The organism is Mycobacterium sp. TH-M116, from assembly GCF_057473685.1.
The window spans coordinates 1-17,320 of the sequence record NZ_JBYCLC010000119.1 but is presented as its reverse complement, the minus strand read 5'-3'; the positions used below and the strand labels follow the sequence as shown (position 1 = coordinate 17,320).

The 17,320-nt window shown below is 67.5% G+C and carries 21 protein-coding genes and 1 other RNA gene; 15 read left to right on the top strand and 7 right to left on the bottom strand.

Annotated elements, in window-relative coordinates; translation table 11 throughout:
- Positions 1 to 1,331 (bottom strand): FAD-dependent oxidoreductase (locus tag AC2VOK_RS05920; RefSeq protein ID WP_428899649.1); only part of this gene is annotated, 1,331 nt, incomplete at its 3' end.
- 119 nt (positions 1,332 to 1,450) lie between these two features.
- Here AC2VOK_RS05920 and prfB point away from each other — a divergent pair.
- The 9 genes from prfB (at position 1,451) to ssrA (ending at position 8,394) form a co-directional block, all read left to right on the top strand.
- Complete coding sequence (gene prfB, locus AC2VOK_RS05915) at positions 1,451 to 2,566, top strand: peptide chain release factor 2 (RefSeq protein ID WP_421529300.1); 1,116 nt, start codon at positions 1,451 to 1,453, stop codon at positions 2,564 to 2,566.
- Positions 2,556 to 3,524: a mechanosensitive ion channel family protein gene (locus tag AC2VOK_RS05910; protein WP_428899648.1), complete on the top strand. Its 969-nt coding sequence runs from the start codon at positions 2,556 to 2,558 to the stop codon at positions 3,522 to 3,524. Before prfB ends, AC2VOK_RS05910 begins: the two co-directional genes overlap by 11 nt.
- Positions 3,521 to 4,036 carry an Rv3103c family proline-rich protein gene (locus AC2VOK_RS05905; protein WP_428899647.1) on the top strand — a complete coding sequence of 172 codons (516 nt, stop codon included), beginning with the start codon at positions 3,521 to 3,523 and terminating at the stop codon, positions 4,034 to 4,036. Before AC2VOK_RS05910 ends, AC2VOK_RS05905 begins: the two co-directional genes overlap by 4 nt.
- 43 nt (positions 4,037 to 4,079) lie before the next feature.
- Complete coding sequence (ftsE, locus tag AC2VOK_RS05900) at positions 4,080 to 4,769, top strand: cell division ATP-binding protein FtsE (RefSeq protein WP_421529310.1); 690 nt, start codon at positions 4,080 to 4,082, stop codon at positions 4,767 to 4,769.
- The gene (gene ftsX / locus AC2VOK_RS05895) at positions 4,770 to 5,663 is read left to right on the top strand and encodes a permease-like cell division protein FtsX (RefSeq protein WP_428899646.1); all 894 of its coding nucleotides are present in this window, start codon (positions 4,770 to 4,772) and stop codon (positions 5,661 to 5,663) included.
- A gap of 2 nt (positions 5,664 to 5,665) precedes the next feature.
- The gene (gene smpB, locus AC2VOK_RS05890) at positions 5,666 to 6,175 is read left to right on the top strand and encodes an SsrA-binding protein SmpB (RefSeq protein WP_428899645.1); all 510 of its coding nucleotides are present in this window, start codon (positions 5,666 to 5,668) and stop codon (positions 6,173 to 6,175) included.
- Entirely contained in the window at positions 6,172 to 7,017 is an 846-nt protein-coding gene (locus tag AC2VOK_RS05885; RefSeq protein ID WP_421529311.1) for an EamA family transporter, read from the top strand. Before smpB ends, AC2VOK_RS05885 begins: the two co-directional genes overlap by 4 nt.
- A 66-nt stretch (positions 7,018 to 7,083) precedes the next feature.
- Entirely contained in the window at positions 7,084 to 7,929 is an 846-nt protein-coding gene (locus AC2VOK_RS05880) for a maleylpyruvate isomerase family mycothiol-dependent enzyme (RefSeq protein WP_428899644.1), read from the top strand.
- Positions 7,930 to 8,026: 97 nt separating this feature from the next.
- Positions 8,027 to 8,394, top strand: a transfer-messenger RNA (tmRNA) gene (gene ssrA / locus AC2VOK_RS05875).
- A gap of 17 nt (positions 8,395 to 8,411) precedes the next feature.
- Here ssrA and AC2VOK_RS05870 read toward each other — a convergent pair.
- Both AC2VOK_RS05870 and AC2VOK_RS05865 read right to left on the bottom strand, forming a co-directional pair.
- Positions 8,412 to 8,573 (bottom strand): hypothetical protein, encoded by a 162-nt coding sequence (locus tag AC2VOK_RS05870; RefSeq protein ID WP_428899643.1) that lies wholly within the window; start codon positions 8,571 to 8,573, stop codon positions 8,412 to 8,414.
- Between the two features lie 49 nt (positions 8,574 to 8,622).
- On the bottom strand, positions 8,623 to 9,018 hold the full coding sequence (locus AC2VOK_RS05865) for a hypothetical protein (RefSeq protein WP_428899642.1): 396 nt from the start codon (positions 9,016 to 9,018) through the stop codon (positions 8,623 to 8,625).
- 338 nt (positions 9,019 to 9,356) lie between these two features.
- Between AC2VOK_RS05865 and AC2VOK_RS05860 the strand changes: the two genes are divergently transcribed.
- The gene (locus tag AC2VOK_RS05860; protein WP_428899641.1) at positions 9,357 to 10,418 is read left to right on the top strand and encodes a zinc-binding metallopeptidase family protein; all 1,062 of its coding nucleotides are present in this window, start codon (positions 9,357 to 9,359) and stop codon (positions 10,416 to 10,418) included.
- Positions 10,419 to 10,422: 4 nt separating this feature from the next.
- Positions 10,423 to 11,382: a glutaminase A gene (gene glsA, locus AC2VOK_RS05855; RefSeq protein ID WP_428899640.1), complete on the top strand. Its 960-nt coding sequence runs from the start codon at positions 10,423 to 10,425 to the stop codon at positions 11,380 to 11,382.
- A gap of 29 nt (positions 11,383 to 11,411) precedes the next feature.
- On the opposite strand, the gene AC2VOK_RS05850 is transcribed toward glsA, so the two are convergent.
- Complete coding sequence (locus AC2VOK_RS05850) at positions 11,412 to 11,918, bottom strand: DUF2505 domain-containing protein (protein ID WP_428899639.1); 507 nt, start codon at positions 11,916 to 11,918, stop codon at positions 11,412 to 11,414.
- A gap of 86 nt (positions 11,919 to 12,004) precedes the next feature.
- Here AC2VOK_RS05850 and AC2VOK_RS05845 point away from each other — a divergent pair, with 86 nt between their 5' ends.
- On the top strand, positions 12,005 to 12,130 hold the full coding sequence (locus AC2VOK_RS05845; RefSeq protein WP_428899638.1) for a hypothetical protein: 126 nt from the start codon (positions 12,005 to 12,007) through the stop codon (positions 12,128 to 12,130).
- A 67-nt stretch (positions 12,131 to 12,197) separates the two neighbouring features.
- The gene (locus tag AC2VOK_RS05840; protein WP_428899637.1) at positions 12,198 to 12,584 is read left to right on the top strand and encodes a nuclear transport factor 2 family protein; all 387 of its coding nucleotides are present in this window, start codon (positions 12,198 to 12,200) and stop codon (positions 12,582 to 12,584) included.
- 7 nt (positions 12,585 to 12,591) lie between these two features.
- On the opposite strand, the gene AC2VOK_RS05835 is transcribed toward AC2VOK_RS05840, so the two are convergent.
- The 3 genes from AC2VOK_RS05835 to AC2VOK_RS05825 form a co-directional block, all read right to left on the bottom strand.
- Complete coding sequence (locus AC2VOK_RS05835; RefSeq protein WP_428899636.1) at positions 12,592 to 13,113, bottom strand: DUF732 domain-containing protein; 522 nt, start codon at positions 13,111 to 13,113, stop codon at positions 12,592 to 12,594.
- 199 nt (positions 13,114 to 13,312) lie between these two features.
- Positions 13,313 to 13,918: a DUF732 domain-containing protein gene (locus tag AC2VOK_RS05830; RefSeq protein ID WP_428899635.1), complete on the bottom strand. Its 606-nt coding sequence runs from the start codon at positions 13,916 to 13,918 to the stop codon at positions 13,313 to 13,315.
- 54 nt (positions 13,919 to 13,972) lie between these two features.
- A complete protein-coding gene (locus AC2VOK_RS05825; protein WP_428899634.1) occupies positions 13,973 to 15,445 on the bottom strand; it encodes a protein adenylyltransferase SelO in 1,473 nt (490 codons plus the stop codon).
- A gap of 109 nt (positions 15,446 to 15,554) precedes the next feature.
- Here AC2VOK_RS05825 and AC2VOK_RS05820 point away from each other — a divergent pair, with 109 nt between their 5' ends.
- Positions 15,555 to 16,472 carry an HpcH/HpaI aldolase/citrate lyase family protein gene (locus AC2VOK_RS05820; RefSeq protein ID WP_486944284.1) on the top strand — a complete coding sequence of 306 codons (918 nt, stop codon included), beginning with the start codon at positions 15,555 to 15,557 and terminating at the stop codon, positions 16,470 to 16,472.
- Between the two features lie 35 nt (positions 16,473 to 16,507).
- The gene (locus tag AC2VOK_RS05815) at positions 16,508 to 17,203 is read left to right on the top strand and encodes a mycothiol-dependent nitroreductase Rv2466c family protein (RefSeq protein ID WP_428899632.1); all 696 of its coding nucleotides are present in this window, start codon (positions 16,508 to 16,510) and stop codon (positions 17,201 to 17,203) included.
- The last annotated feature ends 117 nt before the right edge of the window (positions 17,204 to 17,320 follow it).

The following is a 17,320-nucleotide window of genomic DNA, read 5'->3' as shown; positions in this document are numbered from 1 at the left end:
GGCAATTTGACGCGTGGACGCCCGCGCGGTTCACCGGCGGCACGCTCGTAGGCGTCGATGAGTTCCCAGTGGGCGTCGGTGACCAGCTTGGGCTGGCGCGTGGCCAGCCACTCGGCGAGTTCGTCGCCTCGGGCGGCGCCGCGCCCGGCCGAGACGTCCGCACCGGCGCCGGTCAGGTCGGCGATCAGGGTGTCGACGGTGGCTTGGGAGTCCTTCTTGTTGGTGCCGATCACTCCGCTCGGCCCGCGCTTGATCCACCCGACGACGTACTCGTTGTGGCTGCCCGCTATCCGGCCGTCGGTGTGCGGGATGGTCCCGGTCCGCTCGTCGAACGGCAGCCCCGGGATCGGCACACCGCGGTAACCCACCGACCGCACCACCAACTGGGCCGGCAGCTCCTCGCGCTCACCGGTGTCCTGCGCCGTCGCCCGCCCGTCGGCGTCAGTGACCAGTTCGTTGCGGCCCAGCACAATGCTCTCCACCCTGCCGTCGCCTTTGATCTCGATCGGTGACGTCAGGAACCGGAACACCAGGCGCCGATGAGCCGGGCGGGGTTCGCGGCCCGCATAATCGCGCAGCGCCTTGATGTTCTGCGTGGCCGTCTTGCCCGCCGCGGCCGCGTCCTCGTCGGTGATGCCTGCCAGCTGGGCGGGGTCGACGATCACGTCCACCCCCTCGAGGTCGGCCAGCTCCCGCAGCTCCAGCGTGGTGAACGCGGCCTGCAGCGGGCCACGCCGCCCGACGAGCACAACTTCCTGCACACCGCGGGGCCGCAGCGCCTCCAGCGCGTGATCGGCGATGTCGGTGCGCGCCAGCACTTCTGGATCGGTGATCAGGATGCGGGCGACGTCGAGTGCGACGTTGCCGTTGCCGATGACGACGGCCCGTGCGCCCGACAGGTCGGGCGACATCTGCGCGAAGTGCGGATGGGCGTTGTACCAGCCCACGAAGTCGACGGCGGCGACGCTGCCCCGCAGATTCTCGCCGGGAATGTGCAGTGCGCGATCGGACTGCGCCCCGACGGCGTAGACCACGGCGTCGTAGCGCCCGGCGAGGTCGCCCGCCGAGACGTGCTCGCCCACCACCAGATTGCCGAAGAACCGGAAGCGGGCATCTTGCGCAGTCTTCTCGAACTGCTTGCTGATCGACTTGATCTTCGGGTGATCGGGCGCCACCCCCGACCGCACCAGGCCCCACGGTGTCGGCAGCATCTCCAGCATGTCGACGTCGATGTCGAAGTCGTCCGACGCGTCGGCCGCCTTCAGCAGGGAGGCGGCGGCGAAGAATCCCGACGGTCCCGAGCCGACGACGGCGACGTGGTAGTGACGCATATTCAGGCCTTTGCGTGGTCGGGGGATGCAACCGGGCGGTCCCTCGATGCTAAACGCCAGCTGGCCAACGCAGACCAGAGCGCTCGGGGCACGCAAGCGCGACGGTAACGTGGTCGGCTGTGGAACCCGACCGTCACGCCGACATCGCCGCCCTCGACTCCACCCTGACCACGGTGGAGCGGGTGCTCGATGTGGATGGTCTGCGCACCCGCATCGAGAAGCTCGAGCACGAGGCATCCGATCCGCAGCTGTGGGACGACCAGACCCGGGCCCAGCGAGTGACCAGTGAACTGTCCCACGCCCAGGGCGAGCTGCGGCGCATCGAGGAGTTGCGGCGCCGCGTCGAGGACCTGCCGGTGCTCTACGAACTGGCCGCCGAGGAGGAAGGCGGGGCCGCAGCCGACGCGCTGGCCGAGGCCGACGCCGAGCTCGAGTCGCTGCGCGCCGACATCGAAGCCACCGAGGTGCGCACGTTGTTGTCGGGCGAGTACGACGAGCGCGAGGCGCTGGTCACCATCCGCTCCGGCGCGGGCGGGGTCGACGCCGCCGACTGGGCCGAGATGCTGATGCGCATGTACATCAGGTGGGCCGAGCAGCACAAGTACCCGGTCGAGGTGTTCGACACCTCCTACGCCGAGGAGGCGGGCATCAAAAGCGCCACCTTCGCCGTGCACGCGCCGTTCGCCTATGGCACGTTGTCGGTGGAGCAGGGCACCCATCGCCTGGTTCGGATCAGCCCGTTCGACAACCAGAGTCGGCGCCAGACGTCGTTCGCCGAAGTCGAAGTGCTTCCCGTCGTGGACACCACCGACCACATCGACATCCCCGAGGGGGACGTGCGCGTGGACGTCTACCGTTCCAGCGGCCCCGGCGGCCAGTCGGTGAACACCACCGACTCGGCGGTGCGCCTGACCCACATTCCGACGGGGATCGTCGTGACGTGTCAGAACGAGAAGTCCCAGCTGCAGAACAAGGTTTCGGCGATGCGGGTGTTGCAGGCGAAGCTGCTGGAGCGCAAGCGCTCCGAGGAGCGCGCCGAAATGGACGCACTGAAAGGCGAGGGCGGCAGCTCCTGGGGCAATCAGATGCGCTCCTACGTGCTGCACCCGTATCAAATGGTCAAGGATCTGCGCACCGAGTACGAGGTGGGCAATCCCGCAGCGGTCCTGGACGGCGACATCGACGGGTTCCTGGAAGCCGGAATCCGCTGGCGCAACCGAAAAGATGACGACTAACCCCGCCGTCCTCGCCGCGGCCAGGGTTTCCGCAGCCCCCGCCACCCAGCGCTGGCACGACTTCTGGCGCGACGAGTTCGGCCAGTGGATCATCACCAGGGGTCTGCGGATCGTCATGGTGTTGATCGCGGCGGTGCTGGCGGCCCGCTTCGTCACCTGGCTGGCAGATCAGGTGACCCGCAAGCTGGACCTCGGATTCAGCGTCGGCGACGCGCTGGTGCGCTCCGAGGCGAGCAAGCACCGGCAGGCCGTCGCCTCGGTGATCCGATGGGTCTCGTTGGTGATGATCGGTATCTGGGTGATGCTCCAAGCCGCCGAGATCCTGAGGTTTTCGGTCGGCGGTTTGATCGCGCCGGCGACCGTGGTGGGCGCCGCGCTGGGCTTCGGCGCCCAGCAACTGGTCAGGGATCTGCTGAGCGGCTTTTTCATCCTCATCGAAAAGCAGTACGGCTTCGGGGACCTGGTCACGCTGACCGTTGTCGCCTCGACCGAGGCCACCGGAACCGTGCAAGATGTGACGCTGCGGATCACCAAGCTACGGTCCCCGGACGGGGAAGTGCTGACCATTCCCAACGGGCAGATCGTCAAGGTGGCCAACCTGTCCAAGGACTGGGCGCGTGCGGTGGTGGACATCCCGGTGTCGATCAACGCCGACCTGAACCGGGTCAACGACGTCTTGCACCAGGAATGCGAACGCGCGGCGGACGACCCGGCGCTCAAGGGCCTGCTACTGGACGCGCCCACTGTGATGGGGGTGGAAAGCATCGCGGTCGACACCCTCACCCTGCGGATGGTGGCCCGCACGTTGCCGGGCAAACAGTTCGAGGCGGGCCGGCAGCTGCGGGTGCTGGTCGTCCGGGCGCTGGCCCGCGTCAGAATCGTCACCGCGGCCGACGCGACGGTGCACGTGGTCGAGAACGCCTCCGCGGAACCGGCAGACGAGGCGGGGCGGCGGTGAAGCTCACCCTCAATGTTCTCGGAAAGCCCCGCGCCGAGCAGGACGGGCGCTGGCCGGGCTACTCGTTCGGTGGGCGGGTGCGCACGTCGACGCTGGTGCTGATCGTCGCGTTTCTGGCGGTGTGGTGGGTTTATGACACGTACCGCCCGGAACCGGCTCCCAAGCAGCCCGCCCCGCAGGTGGTGCCGCCCGGCTTTTTGCCCGATCCGAAATACACCTGGGTTCCCCGCACGAGGGTCCAGCCGCCACCCAGCGTGAGCTACCCGCCGACCCCGACCCCGACCCCGATCACCACCGAGGCGCCGCCCGTCACGACGACCAGTGTGGCGCCGTTCGTGCCACCGCAGCTGCCGTGCCTGCTGCCGCCGCCCTTCTGTCCGCCCAGCACTCCAGTTCCACCACCGGCCCCACCCAGCAGCACCCCGCCCAGCAGCACCCCGCCCGGCGGCACACCGCCCACACCGCCGCTGTCTGGCGCCGCGGTGACCACTTCACCGCCACCGGCCAGTTGACTTCGCCCGCCGGCGAAATCCACCGCTACACTGACGTGCCGTGATGATCACCCTGGACCATGTCAGTAAGAAGTACAAAGCGTCGGCCCGTCCGGCGCTGGACGACGTGAACGTCAAGATCGACAAGGGTGAATTCGTTTTTCTGATCGGACCGTCGGGTTCGGGCAAGTCGACGTTCATGCGGCTGCTGCTGGGCGCGGAGTCACCCAGCGCCGGTGACGTGCGGGTGTCGAAGTTCCACGTCAACAAGCTTCCGGGCCGTCACGTCCCGAAGCTGCGTCAGGTGATCGGGTGCGTCTTCCAGGACTTCCGGCTGCTGCAGCAGAAGACGGTGTATGACAACGTGGCCTTCGCCCTGGAGGTGATCGGCAAACGCCGCGACGCCATCAACCGGGTCGTACCCGACGTGCTCGAGACGGTAGGCCTGTCGGGCAAAGCCAACCGGCTGCCGCACGAGCTCTCGGGGGGTGAGCAGCAGCGGGTCGCGATCGCCCGCGCGTTTGTCAACCGGCCGCTGCTGCTGCTGGCCGATGAGCCCACCGGCAACCTCGACCCGGACACCAGCAACGACATCATGGACCTGTTGGAGCGGATCAACCGGACCGGCACCACGGTGCTGATGGCCACTCACGATCACCACATCGTCGACTCGATGCGGCAGCGGGTCGTCGAGCTGTCGTTGGGCAGGCTGGTCCGCGACGAACAGCGCGGCGTCTACGGAATGGATCGCTAAGTGCGCTTCGGCTTTCTGCTCAACGAAGTCCTGACCGGTCTTCGTCGCAACATCACCATGACTGCGGCGATGATCCTGACGACGGCGATCTCGGTCGGCCTGTTCGGCGGCGGTCTGCTGGTGATCCGGCTGGCCGACAACTCTCGGGCCATCTATCTCGACCGTGTCGAGACGCAGGTCTTCCTCACCGAGGACATCTCCGCCAACGACCCGGCCTGCGACGCCGACCCGTGCAAGGCGCTGCGGGGGCGCATCGAGGCGCGCAAAGACGTCAAGTCGGTGCGGTTCCTCAACCGCAAGGACGCCTACGAGGACGCCATCCGCAAGTTCCCGCAATACAAGGAGGTCGCCGGCAAGGACTCCTTCCCGGCGTCGTTCATCGTCAAACTGAACAACCCCGAACAGCACAACGACTTCGACATGGCCATGCAGGGCCAGCCGGGGGTGCTGTCGGTGCTCAACCAGAAAGATCTGATCGACCGGTTGTTCGCGGTCCTGGACGGCCTGAGCAACGTGGCGTTCGCCGTCGCGCTGGTGCAAGCGGTCGGGGCCGTGCTGCTGATCGCCAACATGGTCCAGGTCGCGGCGTACACGCGGCGAACCGAGATCGGGATCATGCGGCTGGTCGGGGCCAGCCGTTGGTACACCCAGTTGCCCTTCCTGGTGGAGGCCATGTTCGCCGCCGGCGTCGGGGTGGCGATGGCGATCGTCGGGCTGATCCTGATGCGGGCGTGGTTCCTGGACAAGGCTCTCGACCAGTTCTACCAAGCAAACTTGGTGGCCCGGGTGGACTATGCCGACATCTTGTACATCTCGCCGTGGCTGTTCCTGCTCGGCGTGTCGATGGCCGGGCTGACGGCATACGTGACTTTGCGGCTCTACGTTCGGCGGTAGCTGTGGCCAACGAGTCGGGGCGGGCCAAGTCGGCGGGCGACAAGCGCGGCGGCAAACGAATTGTCGCTACCAATCGCAAAGCGCGTCACAACTATTCGATCGTCGAGTTGTTCGAGGCCGGGGTTGCGTTACACGGCACGGAGGTGAAGAGCCTGCGCGAGGGTCACGCCTCGCTGGCCGACGCTTTCGCGCTCGTCGAAGACGGCGAAGTGTGGTTGCACAATGTGCACATTCCCGAGTACCAGCACGGTAGCTGGACCAACCATGAGCCCCGCCGTAAACGAAAGTTGCTGTTGCACCGTCGCCAGATCGACACCCTGATCGGCAAGATTCGCGATGGTAACCTCGCGCTGGTGCCGTTGTCACTGTATTTCTACGAGGGCAGGGTCAAGGTCGAACTTGCATTGGCGCGAGGGAAGCGGGCGTACGACAAGCGCCAGGACATGGCTCGTCGCGATGCCCACCGCGAAGTGGTCCGCGAACTGGGCCGTCGAGCCAAGGGGTTGAGCTGATCGGGGCCGCCTACGCCCAACTGTCGGCCGTTTCCTATGGCGTCAGCGATTTCTTGGGTGGGGTTGCCGCACGCCGAGTCGCGGCGCTGCGGGTTCTGCTGTTCGCCTATCCGGTGGAGGTCGTGCTGCTGGCTGTGCTGGCCATCGGCGCGGGCGGCCCGATTCGCAGCGGCGCCATCGCCTGGGGCGCCCTGTACGGCATCAGTCAGGCGCTGGGCATGTACGCGTTCTTCGCGGCGGTGGCGTCCGGGCCGATCTCGGTGGTGTCACCGCTGGTGGCCGTTCTCAACGCCGCCGTTCCGGTGGCCGTCGGCGTGGTGCTGGGGGAACGGCCGGGGCAGATGGCTTCGGTGGGTGTCGTCTTGGCGATGCTCGCGGTGCTGTTGGTCAGCCGCGAGTCCCCCGCAGAGGGCGCGACGCCGTACCGGTTCACACCCAAGGTGGCCTGGCTCACCGTCGCGGCCGGGCTGGCCTTCGGGTTGGACTTGGTGTTCCTGCACCAGGCGCCCCACGATTCCCGATTGTGGCCGTTGTTCTTCGCGCGCCTGTTGGCCACGGTCGTGGTGCTGGTTCTCGCCGGAGCGAGTAAGAACCTGCGACTGCCGCGCGGCAAGACGCTGATGCTCGCGGGCGCGGTGGCGCTGCTGGACATCGTCGCCAACCTCACCATGCTCGCGGCCCTGCGGTCGTGGCTGCTGTCGCTGGCCAGCATGCTGATCTCGCTGTACCCGGCGGCGACGGTGGTGCTGGCGATGGTGGTGCTGCGCGAGCGGGTGACCCGCTGGCAGGCCTTCGGCATGCTCATGGCCATGGGTTCGGTGGCGATGATCGCTTCGGCGTGATCGGCGACAGCGCGTCTCTTCCAGACCGGTCGCGGCGCCGGAAGCGCAGCGGCTTACGATCCGAGGATGGCCGACCGACCCGTCACCAAACTCGACAAGTCTGAGGTTCTCGCCGGGCTCTTCGCGGTGTGGGACGACCTCGGCGCGCTGCTCGACGGGCTGCCCGACACGCAGTGGCAGGCGGTGAGCCCGCTACCCGGCTGGGACGTGCAGGCGCTGGTGGCGCACATGATCGGCACCGAATCGTTTCTCTCCGGCGTCGCCTCGCCCGAGCCCGACTGCGACCTCAAGGCACTCGAGCACGTGCGCAACGACATCGGGGCGATGAACGAGTGCTGGGTGCGCCATCTCAGCGGCGAACGTGGACGCGACGTGCTGGCCCGGTTCCGGGAGATCACCGACAGCCGCCGCAAGGCTCTGTCCGGCATGTCCGACGCGGAGTGGAACGCGGTCACGCCGACGCCGGCGGGCATGGACAGCTACGGGCGGTTCATGCGGATCCGCGTGTTCGACTGCTGGATGCACGAGCAGGACATCCGCGCGGCGCTGCAGCGGCCCTCGTCCGACACCGAACTCGACGGGCCCGCGTCACAGCTGTCTCTGGATGAGATCGCGGGCACCATGGGCTTCGTCGTCGGCAAGCTCGCCAAGGCTCCCGACGGCTCTCGCGTCCTGTTCGAGCTGACCGGGCCGCTGGCCCGCAGCATCCGCGTCAGCGTCGACGGCCGCGCGCAGGTGGTCGACGATTTCGGCGGGCAGGAGCCGACCGCGACGATCCGCCTGGACGGGCTGCAGTTCACCAGATTGGCCGGCGGGCGGCCGATGTGTCCGAACCGTACACCCGACGTCGAATTCGGTGGTGACACCGACGTCGCGCGGCGCATTGTCGACCACCTGAACTTCGTCATCTGACCGGGCCCGCGTCGGGAACAAAGTTTCGTCGTCGCCGGTTGGTGAGGGCGTACTATGGGGAGTCCTGCCGAAACTCGGCAGGGATGTTCGAAGACATGGGGCTGAACGGTTTCGACTTCGCGCATCGAATCAAGGGAAGCGTGCCGGTGCAGGCAAGAGACCACCGTAAGCGTCGTTGCAACCAGATAAGCGCCGTTTCAACACAGCGCGACTACGCTCTCGCTGCCTAAGCGACAGCTAGTCCGTCAGACCGGGAAAGCCCTCGACCCGGAGCCTGGCGTCAGCTAGAGGGATCCACCGATGAGTCCGGTCGCGGGACTCATCGGGACACTCACAGCGACTGGGATCGTCATCCTGGCTGGTTCGCGTGACCGGGAGATCCGAGTAGAGGCACAGCGGACTGCGCACGGAGAAGCCTTGAGGGAATGCCGTAGGACCCGGGTTCGATTCCCGGCAGCTCCACCAAAGAGGGGGGGTCGCGGTCAGCGGTGATGAGGCGGTTGCTCGTCATGGAGGCGGCCCTCGTCCCACGCCGACCGCACCTGATCTTCGTCACCGTATCGCTCCCAGTCCTCGGGCGTTACGCGCTCGCTCGACGGTGTCGGTGCGTCCGACAGAGGCCGGTGCTCGGGGTCGGTGGGCATGAGGCGATTGTGTCAGTCGCAGCGGAAACGTTGAAGCCTGCGCACGGGGTCAGAACGGCATCGGTTCGTTGTAGACGGTCGCGGTTTGGTTTTGGACGGGGTCGGTACAGCTGACGGTGACGTTCCACAGGGTGCCGGTCGGGAGTTCGGGCGCGAAGTTCAACTCGGCGTTGCCTCCCTGCTTGAGTTCAAAAGTCTGGTTGAGGGGTGCCATCGGAGTCCCGATTCCTTGAAGGACGTCCATGGTCCCCAGCGTGGGGGTGGCGTCGAAAGTGCAGGACCCGTACGTGCCGGGTTTCCCGTTTCCACTGGTGTCTGTGACGGTGACGCGCAGACTCGGAACCTTGTTCGTTGTCGTCGGCTGGAACTGGACGCTGGCGGTGTTGATGCTGGCGGTGTCGGCTTGGGCGGTTGCTGCGCCCAAGCCGAAGACGGCGGACGCCACAAGACCCAGCATCGATAGTGTCGGTGTCGTCGCTCGGCTGTAGTGATTCACGCTGCGCGTCCTCTCTCCGGTCGTGGTCCCCCCACACACTCGGCCGTTCTGAGCGTAGTCAGCTCCGGGACCCCGCAAAGCTCGACGCGCCGCATGTCGAAAAGGATTCCGCAGATTTTCGGGCACGCCGAGGCGGCTGGTCAGCGGCCCGGACCGGGCGCGATCACCTGCCCGCGGCGTCGACTGGCATATGCTCGCGGCAATGCGACGAGAGGCTGGGAGAGCCGATGGGCAATGACCGCACGTGTACCCCGATCCGGTCGGCCGGCGCGGGCACGTCCTGAACCGTGCGCGCGTTCGGATGCCCGAAGTGCGGGCAGGCGGTCGGTTTCGAGGTGCAACGCTGCCCGACGTGTGCGACGGCGGTCGGCTACCACTACCCATCGCGCCAGATGCTCGCTCTCTCGGGGCGAGCCGACGTGATTGTCGACGAACGTCGCTGGGCCAGGTGTGCGCACTGGACGCGAGGTTGCAACTGGCTCACCTCCTGTGATTCCGGATCGGATCGGTGCTTCGCCGACAGCTTCGTTCGCCGGGGTCCGGCGGCCGACGACGCCAAGGCGCTGGCCGAACTCGACGACACGTTGAAGACGTTGCGGCGGTTGATTTTCGAGTTGATCGAGCTGGGCTTGCCGGTCCGGCCGTACTACCAGGCCGATGACGGGCTGGCGTTCGATCTGTTGTCGAGTGAGTCCTCGGGCGGCCCGGTGACGATCGGGCATGCGGACGGGGTGATCACCATCGACCTGGCCGAGTCGCTGGAACTCTACCGCGAGCGGCTCCGGATCCATTTCAAAGAGCCTTACCGCACGATGCTGGGGCACTTTCGTCACGAGGTCGGGCACTACTACGAGATGATTCTCGTCCAGGGCACGGCCCTGGCCGAGGACGCCCGGGCATTCTTCGGCGATGAGCGCGAGGACTATCAGGCCGCCCTGCAGCGCCACTACCGCGGTGTGGTCCCGGCCGGCTGGCAGTCGAGCTACATCTCGGAGTACGCGACCGCGCACCCGTGGGAAGATTTCGCCGAGAGCTTTGCGCACTATTTGCACATCACGGGAACCCTTGCCACGATCGCGGATTCGGGTTTGGTGCTGCAGGCCGGTCGGGTCAAGTGGGATCTCGAGACGGACATCGACGCGCGGGAGTCCTATGCTGACGCCACAATTGCCGACGTCGTCGGGGACTGGATACCGCTGTCGGGTGTCCTGAACCGGGTCAACCACTCGATGGGTCGCGGCGATCTGTACCCGTTCTCGCTGCCGCCGCGCGTGGTCGACAAGCTCGGCTTCATCCACCGCGTCGTCACCACTACCGCCGCCGGCCATGCTGGCGTGACACGGAATTGAGCAGATGACTCGTATTGCCATGTCTGCCGATCGGATCGCGAAGGCAGTTGCCGACGCGTATGACAACCAGAAGGACAAGCGGGGCGGCCGAAACGCCGGCTACATTCCGGCCCTGGCGAAGGTGAACCCGGAACTGTTCGGCGTGTGCGTCGCGACCGTCGACGGGCAGATATTCACCGCCGGCGATGCCCGCTGCGAATTCGCGCTGGAATCGATCTCGAAGGTTTTCACCCTCGCGCTCGTGATCGAGCAACGCGGCCACCAAGAGGTCCTCCACAAGGTCGGTGCGAACGCGACCGGTCGCGCTTTCGATTCGGTCTCCGCGCTGGAACAGCACAATGACAAACCGATGTCGCCGCTGGTCAATGCCGGTGCGATAGCGACGGCAAGCCTGGTCACCGCCGCCGATGCCGAAGACCGTTGGCGCCAGATCCTGCAAGCGCAAAGCGATTTCGCGGGGCGTCAGATCTCGATCAGCGATGAGATCAACGCCTCCGAACAGGACACCAACTTTCACAACCGCGCCATCGCCTGGCTGCTGCGCGACGGCGGGTCCATCTACTGCGACCCGATGGAAGCCTGCGCCGTCTATACCCGCCAATGCTCGACGCTGGTCACGACGGTGGATCTGGCGGTCATGGGCGCGACATTGGCCAACGGCGGGTCCAATCCCTTTACCGGCGCGCGGGTCGTCGCGCACCGCAACGTCCGATACGTGCTCGCTGCGATGACGATGGAAGGCATCTACACGCGCTCGGGTGACTGGGCTTATTCGGTGGGGCTACCCGCCAAGAGCGGTGTGGGAGGCGGATTGGTTGCCGTGGCGCCGGGTCAACTGGCAATTGCCGCGTTCTCGCCGCCACTGGACGAGGTGGGCAACAGTGTGCGCGCCCAAGCCGCCGTGGCGCAGGTCGCGCGGACGCTGGACCTCGGGCTGTTCGACGTCCCACGCCGCGACGACTAGGAATTCATCGGGCGCGATCGGCATTGGTGTCACGCGTGTTCGTCGAGCCACGCCGTGGTGAAACACATGACCGTGGGGATGTTCTGAGCCAGGTTGGCCCCGACGGCCTTCTCGAGGCGGCCGCCCACCAGTGGAATTTTGACCTGCACGCTGCCGGTGACGCGCAGTCGCGAGCCGTTGGCCGCCGCAGGCTCCAGCCACGCCCGAGCGCGGCATGTCCCCAACCCGCCGGAGACCGAGACATCGACCCGCCCGCGTAGCCCATTGTCACCGTCCGGTGTCCACTGCTCGACGTTCACCAGTTTCACGTCGCCGGGAATGACGTTGGCGACCGGCCCGGGGAGCAGCTGGCGGCCCAGATACTGGGTGAACTGCACGGTCAGCGTGCCGTCGGGGTCCACGCTCAGTGAATCCAGCGAGGTGGCCGCGGGGTTGGTCTTCAGGCGGTCCAGCCAATAATCCTTGCGACCGAACGCGGCGTGAATCTGCCCAACGCTGGCAGGTGATTCGGCCAAGCCGTCGAATGCGCGCGACACAGCACGCCATTATTCCAGGTCACCGCACCGGCATGTGCTCGAAGTGGCGGCGGCGTATGCCCCGCAGATCCATCTACCCTGGCGCTATGTCGCTGCGCACGGGCATCGCCGTCGGTACCGTCCTGCTGGCGTTGGTGGCGGTTTCCGCGCGTCGCACCGTCGCGGCCCGGGCCCCAAACCCGACCTTCCCGTGCCCGTCGGTCGGCACGTAGCGGGGGCTCGCCCGGCCCACACCAAGCCGGGTGCGGCTCGATGCACACGAGACGCTAGTTTTGCGGGGTGACACCACCGGTGATCGAACGCTGGATCGAGATTCTCGACACCGGCCGGACAGACGAGCTGCGCGTGCTGCTGACCGAGGACGCCGTCTTCGCCTCTCCCGCGCTGTTCACACCGCAGGAGGGCCGCGACAAGGTGGTCTCCTACCTGACCGCCGCAGCGAAGCTGTTCGCCGGCAACGGATTCCGCTACGTCGAGAAGTGGTACGGCGAGCATTCTGCGGTGCTCGAGTTCGTCGCCGAGGTCGACGGCATCCACGTCAACGGCATCGACATGATCCACTGGAACGACGACGGCAAGATCACCTCGGTGAAGGTGATGCTGCGCCCCCTCAAGGCTTTGCAGGTCGTCATCCCCGAAATGGGCAGGTTGCTGGCCGAGAACTGAGGGGTTCCTACTGCTGCGCGTCCGGGCAGTAGGCGTGGATCGCGGCCTGCGCCAGGTTCTCGGCGTCGTCGCGGCTGAACGTCGGAGACCACGTATTTCCGTCGGCGACGTCTTTGTTCTCCGCCGCCACGATTTTGTCGACGACCGCTTCCAGGGGCTGCGATGCCGGGGGCAGCAGCGAGAAACACGTGTGATGACCGAACTCCATGAACCGCTGCCGAACGGCTTCGGTCCCGTTGTCGACGATGCCGTAGGCGGCCAGCGCCGTCAGGAAGGCCCCATCCGGTCCGTCGCGCCGCGACGGCGTCTTGTGCGAGGGCGAGACGGTCACCGTCTGTGGACCTGGCGAGGTCGCCGTCTTGTCGCGCAGGAAATAAACGCCTACCGCGCTCAGGCCCACCACGGCAACTGCGGCGATGGACGCCGCGAAGACCAGCGACCCGGCGGATTCGGTCCACAACCGGCGGCGCCGCCGCGGGCGCTGAGGAGGCGCTGACTCGGTCGGGACCTGATTGCCCTCGACGCTCATGCGCTCACTCCTTTGTCGCCCCGGATGGTCGCCGCGGTTGCATTCATCGCGGGGACCGCGCCCCTACCCTGTCAGGTCTGTCGAGGTCACGACAAGTCGGACAGACGACGACACGATGCGCAGCAAGCACTGCCGGCGAGGGTCGGCTCACTCGGATGCGCCCGATCGTAACGCCGGCGGGTGACGCCGGGTAGCGACGTCAGCCGCCGTTGACCGAGCTGTCGTGTTGCGGGCAGTACGCGTGGACGGAAATGGCCACATAGGCGTCGGCGTCGGCGCCGAGCGCGGGGTTGCTCGCGCGGAATTCCACGACCACCTGCGGCACGGTCATTCCCTGGCTGATGTTCTGGCACACCATCTTGCCGTTGTAGATGGCGGCCTGGGGATTGGCGAACGAGATCCCGTGGTCGTTGAGGTCCCGGACGTACTTCTGGTCCTGCTCGGGTGTCGAGGCGATGGACGACGGCACGGCCGAGGCGGCCGACGACGACGCCGCCGCCGACGACGACGCCGACGACGAGGGTGTGCGTCCCGTCGCCGGCGCGGGGGAGTCCGCCGGGCTCAACAGCCAGAAGGCCATGACGATCGCCCCCGCCACCGCGAGACCACCGACGAGCAGCACTGCGGCTTTGCGCCAGGTCGCTTTCCACGATTGACGGGCCGCGGTCGCTGCGCCCGCGTCCCCCTCGTCGTCCTCGCGCGACCACGCGGGTTCGACGTCGTCCGGACCTGGCGAAACGGAAGCGGCGACGGTTTCGCCGCCGTCGGGTGCCGGTTCGTCGGCAGCCGCTACCGGGTCGGGCATGTCGGCCATGCTAGCCATCTCCCGCCGATCCGTTGGCTCAGGGCGCGGCGCGCCTCAGGTGCCGCAGAACGTTCGGTAGGCGCCGAATCCCTCGGGGGCGGGGTCGGCGTAGCGCTGGAAGCCCGGCCGTTCGTCGTACGGGGCGGTCACCGCCTGCAGGAGTCGTTCCAGCGGTTCGAGGTCGTCGGCGGTCGCCGCGTCCAGGGTCTCCTCGACCAGATGGTTGCGGGGAATGTAGACCGGGTTGGTGCGGTTCATCGACTCCGGGTCCGGGTCAAGGGCCCGCCAGCGCGGCATCCAGTCGTCGAAGCCGTCGGCGTCTTCGAACAATGCACGGGCGGGCCCGGCGTCGCCGCGTGCGGCCCGGCCGAGGTGGCGGAAGAAGGACGTGTAGTCGACGCGGCCCGCCTGCAGCAGTGCGAGCAGCTCGTCGATCAGTTGCGCGGCGTCGGCATCGGCGTGGGAGTCGGCCTCGGCGGGCAGTCCCAGTTTGGCCCGCATGCCTGGCGCCCACACGGCGTCATACCGGGTGCCGAACACGCCGAACGACGCCTCGGCGAGCCCGACCGCCTCCTCGGTGCTCTCCGAGATCAGCGGCAGCAGCGTCTCGGCGAAACGGGCGAGGTTCCACCGCGCGACGACGGGCTGGTTGCCGTAGGAGTAGCGCCCCCAGGAGTCGATCGAGCTGAAGACGGTCTCCGGGTCGTAGGCCTCCATGAAGGCGCACGGTCCGTAGTCGATGGTCTCGCCGGAGATCGTCATGTTGTCGGTGTTCATCACCCCGTGCACGAACCCGATCAGCATCCACCGGGCGATCAGCGATGCCTGGACGTCGGCCACCGCCTCCAACAGCGCGAGGTAGGGGCGCTGCGCCGCGGCGGCGGCGGGATGGTGGCGCGCGATCGCGTGGTCGGCGAGGCGCTTCAGCAGACCCGTGTCGCCGGAGGCTGCGGCGTACTGGAAGCTCCCGACGCGCAGATGGCTCGCCGCCACCCGGATGAGCAGGGCGCCGGGCAGCTCGGTGTCGCGCTGCACCGGGCACCCGGTGCCCACCACGGCCAGCGACCGTGTCGTCGGCACGCCCAGTGCGTGCATGGCCTCGCTGACCAGGTACTCGCGCAGCATGGGCCCCACCGCCGCCAAGCCGTCGCCACCGCGCGCAAAGGGCGTGCGACCCGAGCCTTTCAGGGCGATGTCGCGCAGGCCTCCGTGGTCGTCGGCGAGCTCGCCCAGCAGCAGGGCGCGCCCATCGCCCAGCCGGGGGACGAAGGTGCCGAACTGATGCCCGGCGTAGGCCTGGGCTACCGGGGTGGCCCCGTCGGGCACCAGCTCGCCCACCAGGAAACGCAGCCCGTCGGGGCTGCGCAGCCACGTGGGGTCGAGCCCGAGCTCCGCGGCGAGGCGTTCGTTGAGCACGAGCAACCGCGCGTCGGGGGGCGTCTCGGCGTGCCAGCGGACGGCCATCTCGGGCAGGTCGCGCAGGAAGCGGTCGTGCAGAGCAACGGTCATGTCGGGGGTGATGCTCACCGCACCGAGCCTACGGAAAACCGGGCGGCTCGCGCCGCGCCGTTGTCAGGGCCGCTACGGTTGTTGACGACAACCTCACCACGGAACGAGCATGACGACGGATCAATCAATGTACGAGCAGCTCAACAGCCACGCGGTAGACCCCGCCGACATCGGGTCGCGCATCGACCCGGTCCTGGCCCGGAGCTGGCTGCTGGTCAACGGCGCGCACGCCGACCGATTCCAGTCCGCGGCGCACTCCCGCGCCGACATCGTCGTCCTCGACATCGAGGACGCGGTGGCACCCAAGGACAAAGCCGTCGCCCGCGACCACGTCGTGCGCTGGCTCGGGGCGGGGAACACCGACTGGGTCCGTGTCAACGGCTTCGGCAGCCCGTGGTGGGCGGACGACCTCGCGGCGCTGTCGGCCACCCCCGTCGGGGGGGTGATGCTGGCGATGGTCGAATCCGTCGACCACGTCACCGAGACCGCCAAGCGGCTGCCCGACGTGCCGGTCGTGGCGCTGGTCGAAACGGCGCGCGGCCTGGAGCGCATCACCGAGATCGCCGCCGCCAAGGGGACTTTCCGGCTGGCGTTCGGCATCGGCGACTTCCGCCGGGATACCGGGTTCGGTGATGACCCGTCCACGCTGGCCTACACCCGGTCGCGGTTCACCATCGCCGCCAAGGCGGCCGGGCTGCCCAGCGCGATCGACGGGCCGACCATCGGCTCCAACCCGCTCAAGCTCATCGAGGCCACGGCCGTCTCCGTCGAGTTCGGCATGACGGGCAAGATCTGCCTGTCCCCGGATCAATGCGCCGTGGTGAACGAGGGGTTGTCCCCCTCGCAGGACGAGATAGCTTGGGCCAAAGAGTTTTTCGCGGAGTTCGAGCGCGACGGGGGTGAGATCCGCAACGGTTCCGATCTGCCGCGCATCGCGCGGGCGAACAAGATCCTCGAGCTGGCCCGCGCCTACGGTATCGAGGCATCCGAATTCGAGGACGAACCGGTCCACTCGCCTGCACCGTCAGACACCTACCACTACTGAGCGCCACTACTGAGCGCCACCGAACGGAGGATCCGATGCGCAACTCCGTCGATTTCCATTTCGACCCGATGTGCCCGTTCGCCTACCAGACCGCGTTGTGGATCCGCGACGTCCGCGAGCAGGCCAAGATCACCGTCAACTGGCGGTTCTTCAGCCTCGAGGAGATCAACCGCGCAGACGGCAAGAAGCATCCGTGGGAGCGGGAGTGGTCCTACGGATGGTCGCTGATGCGCATCGGGGCGCTGCTGCGGCGGACGGACATGGCGCTGCTGGACCGGTGGTACGCGCGGATCGGCCATGAGTTGCACATCGCGGGCGGCAAACCGCACGACCCAGCGGTGGCGCGGCGCCTACTGGAGGAGTTGGACATCGACGAGGCGACGCTCGACGCGGCGCTGGCCGACCCGACCACCCACGACGATGTCCGTGCCGACCATCAACGGGTCGTCGACGCCGGCGGCTACGGGGTGCCGACGTTGTTTCTGTCCGGGCAGTGCCTGTTCGGCCCCGTTCTGGTCGATCCCCCGACCGGTCCGGATGCCCTGAAGCTGTGGACCGTGGTGACCGGCATGGCCGAGCTGCCGCACGTCTACGAGCTCCAGCGCCCCAAGGCCCCGGCCGACGCGGAGCTCATCGGCCGCAGTCTGCGTCCCTACCTGCAGGGGCGCGACTGGGTGAGCATCAACCGCGGCGAGGTCATCGACGTCGAAAACCTCACCGGTCGCGGCTGACGGGCCGCCTCGACCTCGCCTAGGCGGCGTGCCGTTGCGTCAGTGTGATGCCGATGCGGGTTTCGAGTTCGCTGACATCGATGGTGGGTGCGTGGGGTGGGGCTGTTGATTGGTAGG

Bases quoted from the DNA above. Each gene is read 5' to 3' on its own strand.
- AC2VOK_RS05845 (WP_428899638.1), top strand. From the start codon at position 12,005: ATGTCGCTGCGCACGGGCATCGCCGTCGGTACCGTCCTGCTGGCGTTG.
- glsA (WP_428899640.1), top strand. From the start codon at position 10,423: ATGACTCGTATTGCCATGTCTGCCGATCGGATCGCGAAGGCAGTTGCC.
- AC2VOK_RS05835 (WP_428899636.1), bottom strand. From the start codon at position 13,113: ATGAGCGTCGAGGGCAATCAGGTCCCGACCGAGTCAGCGCCTCCTCAG.
- AC2VOK_RS05880 (WP_428899644.1), top strand. From the start codon at position 7,084: ATGGCCGACCGACCCGTCACCAAACTCGACAAGTCTGAGGTTCTCGCC.
- AC2VOK_RS05815 (WP_428899632.1), top strand. From the start codon at position 16,508: ATGCGCAACTCCGTCGATTTCCATTTCGACCCGATGTGCCCGTTCGCC.
- AC2VOK_RS05910 (WP_428899648.1), top strand. From the start codon at position 2,556: ATGACGACTAACCCCGCCGTCCTCGCCGCGGCCAGGGTTTCCGCAGCC.
- AC2VOK_RS05820 (WP_486944284.1), top strand. From the start codon at position 15,555: ATGTACGAGCAGCTCAACAGCCACGCGGTAGACCCCGCCGACATCGGG.
- ftsE (WP_421529310.1), top strand. From the start codon at position 4,080: ATGATCACCCTGGACCATGTCAGTAAGAAGTACAAAGCGTCGGCCCGT.
- AC2VOK_RS05870 (WP_428899643.1), bottom strand. From the start codon at position 8,573: ATGCCCACCGACCCCGAGCACCGGCCTCTGTCGGACGCACCGACACCG.
- AC2VOK_RS05830 (WP_428899635.1), bottom strand. From the start codon at position 13,918: ATGCCCGACCCGGTAGCGGCTGCCGACGAACCGGCACCCGACGGCGGC.